This is a genomic window from Microbacterium neimengense (assembly GCF_054782995.1).
Window position 1 is genome coordinate 319,146 of record NZ_BAAGRK010000001.1, and the last position, 7,578, is coordinate 326,723.

The window sequence follows — 7,578 nt, forward strand, 5'->3', positions numbered from 1 at the left end:
CGTGTCCCCGGCCCGACTGCGTCGCCGGGCGCGCAGCATTCTCGCGGTGGGCGCGGCGCTCGTCGCCGTCTCTCTCATTGCCGTCCCCGCTCACGCAGAGGATGCGGACGCGGACGGCATCGGCATCAGCGTGCCCGTCGTGGGGACGTCGGCTCCCGCCCAGAGCGCGCCGCCGGTTGGCCGGTCGTCGTCCGGATCCTCGCAGGCATCGGGGGCGAGCGCGGTCGCGACGGACTCACCCGCTCCGGTTCCGGCAGCAGGCGACCTGGAGATCGCCGGTGGTCTCTACCTCAGCGATATCAGCGGCACCTCGCGGCCGACGCTCAACCCGCTGGAGGGAGCGACGGAGCTGTGGGTGACGCTGCGCAACCTGTCGTCGGAGACGATCGATGCCACGGCGGACTTCAGCCTCGCTACCGCGTTCGGCACGCGCATCGACGGCGCCCAGGTGCGCGTCCACTCGCTCAAGCCGAAGGAGACCCGCGTGGTCACCACGACGTTGAGCGGCTCGGGGCAGTGGCCCTTCGTCGTCGGGCGCGTGACTCTCACTCCGCCCTCCCAGATCGACGGACAGGACACGGCGGCCGTCAGCCGCGCCGCGGTGGTCTACGTCCTGCCGTGGCTGCTCCTGACCGGCCTCGCGCTCATCGCCCTCGCCCTCGTGCTCCTGCGGATCACCGCGACGACGGTCATCGCTCCTCCGACAGCCATGGCTGCGGGCGCCGCGTGAGCGCGGTGGCGGCCGTGGCACAGCAGCCGTCGATGCCACCGGCACCACCCCGGGAACCGGCGAAGCCGCCGGGCAGACCTCCGCGGATGCCCCGCCGACCGCCGAGGTCGCCGAGGCCTCCGTTGACGCTGCGTCAGGCCGTCATCCGCGCGACCCTCGTGATGATCGCAACCGTCGTCGCGACGTTCCTGCTGACCATCGTCGTCATCGGCAACATCACGTATCACGCGAGTCAGCAGCAACTGCGGGACCGCTTCCGCGCGGAACTCGCAGACGGGACGGCGCCGGTCTCGGAGGGCGATTTCGAGGATGTCCTGCTCGCAGACGGAGCCCCGGTCGCCATCATCGACATCCCGGAGATCGGTCTCCACGACGTCGTCGTGGAGGGGACGTCGGGGGGCACGCTGATGGCCGGGCCCGGACACCGGCGCGACACCGTTCTGCCCGGACAGGTCGGCGTCAGCGTGCTCATGGGGCGATCCTTCGCCTACGGCGGCCCCTTCGGGTCGCTGTCCCACCTGGCTCCCGGCGACCGCTTCACGGTGACGACCGGGCAGGGGGAGCTGGTCTTCGAGACCATGGGCACGCGCTACGCCGGCGACCCGGCGCCCGCCAACCCGCGAGCGGGTGAGAGTCGCCTCATCCTGATGACCGCTCGCGGCGGCCCTCTCGCCCCCGTGGGTGTGCAGTACGTGGACGCGATGCTCGTGGGGGAGGGGAAACCGCGGGGGGCACGCCAGACCACCTCGGTCACGCTGCCCCTGCAGGATCGGGCGCTGGCCACCGACGTCCGGACGGTGTGGGCGCTGATCTTCGGTCTTCAGTTCCTCCTGGCGGCGGAGCTCGGCGCCATCTGGTCGCTGCGCCGTTTCGGCTGGCGCAGGACCTGGATCGTCTTCGTCCCGCTCGTGGGCCTCGCCGGTCTCGTCACCGCAACCCAGGTCGCGGTCCTTCTGCCCAACCTCATCTGACTGGAGCACGTCCACATGTCGACACCTCACGACGACCCCGCGCCCTCGGCCGAGGGCGACCCGCCGCCCCACGCGGCGCCGTACGACGAGACCGTCACCGAGATCGTGCCGGTCGCGCATCGTGCGGATGCGCCGTCTTCTCCGGCAGCGACATCCTCCGCGTCGGATGAACCGGTCACCGAGGTGGTCCGTGACTCCGTCCTCGCCGCTGAGGTGATCCCCGCATCCCGTCGCGATCAGCGTCAACGGCCGCGTTTCCTCGGCCGCGCGCTCGGTCGAGGAAACGCGGCGGCTCCCGCACCCTCGGCGATCGTCTTCACCGGGGGCGCGGCCGCGACGGGCGAGCGTCTCGAGTTCGCCGACGCCCGGCTCGCGGCCGGTGCGTTCGCCGACCCCGCGCAGCTCGACGCCCGCCTGATCTCCGCATGGTTCGGCGAGCATCAGGTGCTGCAGGACGTCTCGCTGACGATGCCCGCCGGACGGATCACCGCGTTGATCGGCCCGTCGGGATGCGGGAAATCGACCTTCCTGCGCATTCTGAACCGCATGCACGAGCTGGTTCCCTCCGCATCGCTCGCGGGGGAGGTGCTCCTGGACGGCGACGACATCTATGAGCCGACACTCCCGGTGGTCGAGGCGCGCAAGCGCATCGGAATGGTGTTCCAGAAACCGAACCCTTTCCCCGCGATGTCCATCTACGACAACGTGCTTGCGGGGCTCGCGCTCACGGGGATCCGCGCCGATCGCGAACGTAAGGACTATCTCGTGGAGACCTGCCTGACCAAGGCCGGTCTCTGGTCCGAGCTGAAGGACCGGCTGCGCTCACCCGGCGGCGGGCTCTCGGGCGGCCAGCAGCAGCGACTCTGCATCGCGCGCTCGCTGGCGGTGCGCCCGCGTGTCCTGCTCATGGACGAGCCCTGCTCGGCGTTGGACCCGACCTCGACGCGTGTGATCGAGGAGACGATGCTGGAGCTCGCTCAGGAGGTGACGATCGTGATCGTCACTCATAACATGCAGCAGGCGCAGCGCGTCTCGGACCAGTGCGCCTTCTTCCTGGCGTCGCAGGGGCAGCCCGGGCATATCGTGGAGCACGGCGAGACGGAGGCGATGTTCGCCGATCCGCTCGACCCGCGCACCTTCGACTACGTGAACGGCCGATTCGGGTGAAATAAGCTAAATGCTTATTGTGGCGATTAATTAGCTATTGGCTTATAGTTGCGGGCATGGCAACGGTCGTGACCGCAGACATCGTCGGATCGCGCGCGCTCCCGGACCGCACCGGGGCGCAGCGGAGGATCGAGACCGTCTTCGCCTCGGTCGAAGCCGACTTGCCTCTGGCGGACCGGATGCTGAGCGCGACCGTCGGCGACGAGTTCCAGGGCGAGTACCCGGACCTCGGCGCGGCTCTGGCAGGCATCCTGCTGATCACGCTGGCGCTCCCGGACGGCCTCGAGTGTCGCTTCGGGGTCGGTGTCGGCGAGGTGTACACCGTGGAAGCGGCCGCGGGCGAGCTGGCGGAGGGGCCGGCGTGGTGGGCGGCCCGTGCCGCGATCGACGCCCTGCACGCCAAGCAGGTGCGCGCGATGCCGGCGGTGCGCACCTGGATCGAGGCCGCGGAGGACGAGGACGTGGCGGTGCGTGAGCAGGTGCGTCTGGCGAACGCGTACGTCTGGGCCCGAGACGAACTCGTGAGTGCGATGGGCGAGCGCGCGCGACGTCTGGTCTACGGACGATGCATGGGGCTCACGCAGCGGGAGCTGGCGGAGCGCGAGCAGATCACGCAGTCCGCCGTGTCGCAGCTGCTGACCGCGTCCGGGGCCGCAGGACTCGTCGAGGGCTTCGCGCAGTGGCGGTGAGACGCCTCAGAAGATCGCCAGGCGCACGAGTGCGCCGACCACACCTGCCCACAGCAGGCTGGCGAGCGTTCCGACGATGAAGCGCTCGCGCGCAGCGGAGGTCGCGAGTTCGGAGAAGCGGCCGATGCCCTTGATCGCGACGACGACGGCGACGGCCTCGGGGAACCCCGCCAGCAACGACAGCGCGACAGCGAGCCGCTCGAGGTAGCCGATCGTGGTGCCTCCTCGCAGCACTTCCTCGAGCGCCGGCTCCGCACCGTCGCCGGTGCGCGATCGGAAGACGAGGATGCCGCCCGCGTCCCCTTCGCGAACCTGACCGTGTGTGGCGATGTCGAGGATGCGACGCGTCAGCGGGTCGCCCCCGGTCATCGCGAGGGCCGTTCCGAGCAGAGCGAGGGGGAGTCCGATGACCAGGGGGATCTCCACCGGGAGCACGACGACGCTCACCAGTCCCACGAGCACGAGCCCCGTGGCCACGGCGAGGGCGACGTCCGCGGAACGACGGCGGGCGACGAGCACCAGGATCAGGGCCACCGACAGGGCGAGCAGCAGCGCGAGGCTCGTGACACCGGCGACGATCAGCTCGGGAGAGAGGGTGAACATGGAGTCAGTGTTCCAGTCGCCTCCGACTCGTGCCGTGCTCCCGCGCCGAGGGGCGGCGCAGCCCCGGCCAGTTGCTACGCTGGCAGGCGTGTCTACGCCCGTCGTGAGCGCGACCGCCCCCGCCAACGACCCCGCGTTCTCGAACGTGTGGGACGAACTGGTCTGGCGCGGCTCCGTGCATGTGTCCACCGATCCCGAGGCGCTGCGCGCCGTGCTGGGCGAGGGGCCGATCACGTATTACTGCGGTTTCGACCCCACGGCACCGAGCCTGCACCTCGGCAACCTCGTGCAGCTGATCGTGATGCGCCGGCTGCAGCTCGCCGGCCATCGTCCGCTCGGGCTCGTCGGAGGATCCACCGGGCTCATCGGAGACCCGCGTCCGTCGGCCGAGCGCACGCTGAACACCCGCGAGACTGTCGAGGAGTGGGTCCTGCGCCTGCGCGCACAGGTCGAGCGCTTCCTCAGTTTCGAGGGCGAGAACGCCGCGCGGATCGTCAACAACCTCGACTGGACCGCACCGCTGTCGGCGATCGACTTCTTGCGCGAGGTCGGCAAGCACTTCCGCGTCGGCACGATGCTCAAGAAGGATGCGGTCAGCGCACGCCTGAACTCCGAGGCGGGCATCAGCTACACCGAGTTCAGTTACCAGATCCTGCAGGGGCTCGACTACCTGGAGCTGCACCGCCAGTACGGCTGCGTGCTGCAGACCGGCGGATCCGACCAGTGGGGCAACCTCACCAGCGGCACCGACCTCATCCACCGTGTGGAGGGAGTCTCGGTCCACGCGATCGGAACCCCGCTGATCACCAACAGCGACGGCACGAAGTTCGGTAAGAGCGAGGGCAACGCGGTCTGGCTGGATGCCGAGATGTGCAGCCCGTACCGGATGTACCAGTTCTGGCTGAACACCGACGACGCCGACGTGGTCGACCGGCTGAAGGTCTTCACGTTTCTCACTCGCGAGGAGATCGACCGCTACGCCGAGCAGGTGCAGGCAGAGCCGTTCCGCCGGGCGGCGCAGAAGCGCCTCGCGCTGGAGGTCACGGCGCTCGTGCACGGGCTCGAGGCGGCGGAGGCGGTCGTCGCCGCATCCGAGGCGCTGTTCGGACAGGGCGATCTGACCGCGCTGGATGCGTCGACGCTGCGCGCGGCGATCGACGAACTGCCGAACGCTGCGATCGAGCCGGACATGACCGTGGCGCAGGCCCTTGTAGCTACGGGGCTCGTCTCCTCGTTGAGCGAGGCGCGGCGCGCCGTCGCGCAGGGCGGAGTGAGCCTCGACGGCGAACGCGTCGCCGACGAGTCGGTGACGATTCGTGCCGGCCTTCCCGGCGGCGTATCGATCATCCGCCGCGGCAAGAAGACACTCGCGGGACTCGTTCCGCGAGGCTGACCCATGCCGTTCACCCCGAGCCACGCGGTCGTGGCGTTGCCGTTCGTGCGAACGCCGCTCGTTCCCGCCGCGATCGCGGTGGGGGCGATGACACCGGATCTGCCGCTGTTCGTGAGAGGGCTCCCCGTGACCTACGGGCTCACGCATGACCTCCGATGGCTCCCGGTGACCACGCTCGTGGCGCTCGCGCTCTTGCTGCTGTGGCGGGCACTGCTGCGTCCGGCCGCACGGGAGCTCGCGCCAGGACCGCTCGCGGAGCGCCTGCCCGCCGCGTGGGATGCGCCGGTGCGTACCATCTGGCGGGAGACGTTCGGCGCGTCCGCGGGCACGGTCCTGCTGCTGGTCGCCTCGCTCGCGGTCGGCGTCGCCAGCCACATCGCCTGGGACGCGTTCACGCACGAGGGGCGGCTGGGCTCGGACATCTTCCCGGCGCTCGAGGAGCCCTGGGGGCCCCTCGCCGGCATCAAGTGGCTCCAGCACGGCTCCAGCGTGATCGGCCTCGCGATCATCGCGGTGTGGGCACTGCTGTGGTTGCGGGCTCGACCGCGTGTCCCCCACCCGTCGCGGACCCCGCGATGGGTGGGCGTCGTGTGGATCGCTGCTCTTCCCCTCTTCCTCGTGACGGCCTGGGCGATCGGGCTCGCGGTCTACGGTCCCCTCACGGCCGAGTTCACCTTCGCCCATCTGGCCTACCGCGTGCTGCCGCCGGCCTGCGCGATGTGGGCCGCGGGCACGTTCGTGCTCTGCGCGGTCGTCGTCTGGCGCCGATCTCGCGGCGTCGCGGCGCGATGAGGAGCAGAATCGAGGGGTGACCGCTGCGCTGCCCGCCCTGACCGAGATGCCCGAGCCCCGCTACGTGATGGTGGGGGAGGGCCATCGCATCGCCACGTACTCCTGGGGGGAGTCGGACGCGCCGACCGCGGTGGTGGTGCACGGCTTCGCCTCGAGCACGCGGGACAACTGGGTGAGCACCGGATGGGTGCGGGATCTGCAGCGCGCGGGGTTCCGCGTCGTCGGCCTGGATCAGCGCGGTCACGGCGCGAGTGACAAGCCGCACGAAGCCCGTGACTACGACCTGCGCGAGCTCGCCCGTGATGTCGAGGCCGTGATGGACACGTACCTGATCGACGATGCGGTCTACGTGGGCTACTCCCTGGGCGCCCGCGTGGGGTGGGAGGTGCTCCGCGATCTCCCCGAGCGTGTTCTGCGCGGAGTGCTGGGCGGTGTTCCCGACGGGGTCCCGCTCGCGCGCCTGGACCTGGAGCAGGTGAGTGCCCTCATCCAGGACGGGACACCGGTCACCGACCGCGTCACCCAGAACTACATCGCCCTCACCGAGCGGGTGCCGGGCAATGATCTCCGCGCGCTCTGGGCCATCGCGCAGGGACTGCGCTCATCGGGGACCGCGGACCCCGACCCCGCGCTGGCGCCGACGCAGCCGGTGCTGTTCGCCACGGGAACGCAGGACGCGATCATCGAGGGGTCCCGCGCGCTGGCGGCCGCCGCGCCGCGCGGAACGTTCCTGGAGATCCCGGACCGGCACCACTTCAACGCACCCGGATCGCGGGTGTTCCGCTCGGCGGCGATCGAGTACCTGACGGAGGCGTGATCCCCGTCGGCAACCGCGGAAAGACGCGCGACACGCCCGGGGTGCGTGCTCGAGTTGGCAGACGCCCGGAACCCACGTAACTTATTACTTGTTCGCCCCACAGGGAAGAGCGGAGAGGCCGAGAGGCCCGGCGCCCCCTCAAGCGGAGAACCACCCCTCATCCTGAAGATCTCGACTTGAGATCTTGTCGCAGATGCGAGTAGGATGAGGATCCCGAACTCCACGAGCCAGATCTTGGGACCACTGCTCTGTCAAGAGCGAAGCGCCGATCTGACGCCGAGTCGGGAGAAACGAATAGTTGCCCCATGGTGACGACCGAGAGGTCCGATGGTGGGAGCATCCGTTCCTTGAGAACTCAACAGCGTGCACTTGTCAAATGCCAAATAACCTCGTTCCAGCTTCGGCTGGGTGAGATT

Annotated in this window: 8 protein-coding genes; 7 read left to right on the forward strand and 1 reads right to left on the reverse strand. The window is 69.8% G+C overall.

Going from position 1 to position 7,578, the window contains the following annotated elements:
* The first annotated feature begins 1 nt into the window (after position 1).
* The 4 genes from ACYVJS_RS01470 to ACYVJS_RS01485 all read left to right on the forward strand — a co-directional run bounded on the left by ACYVJS_RS01470 (position 2) and on the right by ACYVJS_RS01485 (position 3,557).
* On the forward strand, positions 2-730 hold the full coding sequence (locus ACYVJS_RS01470; protein WP_460737070.1) for a hypothetical protein: 729 nt from the start codon (positions 2-4) through the stop codon (positions 728-730).
* A 122-nt stretch (positions 731-852) separates the two neighbouring features.
* Positions 853-1,701: a sortase gene (locus tag ACYVJS_RS01475; RefSeq protein WP_460737072.1), complete on the forward strand. Its 849-nt coding sequence runs from the start codon at positions 853-855 to the stop codon at positions 1,699-1,701.
* Positions 1,702-2,115: 414 nt separating this feature from the next.
* Complete coding sequence (locus ACYVJS_RS01480) at positions 2,116-2,868, forward strand: phosphate ABC transporter ATP-binding protein (protein ID WP_460737091.1); 753 nt, start codon at positions 2,116-2,118, stop codon at positions 2,866-2,868.
* Positions 2,869-2,924: 56 nt separating this feature from the next.
* The gene (locus ACYVJS_RS01485) at positions 2,925-3,557 is read left to right on the forward strand and encodes a SatD family protein (RefSeq protein WP_460737074.1); all 633 of its coding nucleotides are present in this window, start codon (positions 2,925-2,927) and stop codon (positions 3,555-3,557) included.
* Positions 3,558-3,563: 6 nt separating this feature from the next.
* Here the strand turns inward: ACYVJS_RS01485 and ACYVJS_RS01490 are convergent, their stop codons facing one another.
* The gene (locus ACYVJS_RS01490; RefSeq protein ID WP_460737076.1) at positions 3,564-4,160 is read right to left on the reverse strand and encodes a hypothetical protein; all 597 of its coding nucleotides are present in this window, start codon (positions 4,158-4,160) and stop codon (positions 3,564-3,566) included.
* A 103-nt stretch (positions 4,161-4,263) separates the two neighbouring features.
* Between ACYVJS_RS01490 and tyrS the strand changes: the two genes are divergently transcribed.
* The 3 genes from tyrS to ACYVJS_RS01505 are packed head-to-tail and all read left to right on the forward strand — an operon-like array spanning position 4,264 to position 7,162.
* Positions 4,264-5,553, forward strand: a complete 1,290-nt coding sequence (tyrS, locus tag ACYVJS_RS01495; RefSeq protein ID WP_460737093.1) for a tyrosine--tRNA ligase — start codon at positions 4,264-4,266, stop codon at positions 5,551-5,553.
* Positions 5,554-5,556: 3 nt separating this feature from the next.
* Positions 5,557-6,345: a DUF4184 family protein gene (locus tag ACYVJS_RS01500; RefSeq protein ID WP_460737078.1), complete on the forward strand. Its 789-nt coding sequence runs from the start codon at positions 5,557-5,559 to the stop codon at positions 6,343-6,345.
* Between the two features lie 16 nt (positions 6,346-6,361).
* Complete coding sequence (locus ACYVJS_RS01505; protein ID WP_460737079.1) at positions 6,362-7,162, forward strand: alpha/beta fold hydrolase; 801 nt, start codon at positions 6,362-6,364, stop codon at positions 7,160-7,162.
* The last annotated feature ends 416 nt before the right edge of the window (positions 7,163-7,578 follow it).

Coding starts and splice junctions, on each gene's coding strand:
- ACYVJS_RS01490 (WP_460737076.1), bottom strand. CDS start 4,160: ATGTTCACCCTCTCTCCCGAGCTGATCGTCGCCGGTGTCACGAGCCTC.
- ACYVJS_RS01485 (WP_460737074.1), top strand. CDS start 2,925: ATGGCAACGGTCGTGACCGCAGACATCGTCGGATCGCGCGCGCTCCCG.
- ACYVJS_RS01500 (WP_460737078.1), top strand. CDS start 5,557: ATGCCGTTCACCCCGAGCCACGCGGTCGTGGCGTTGCCGTTCGTGCGA.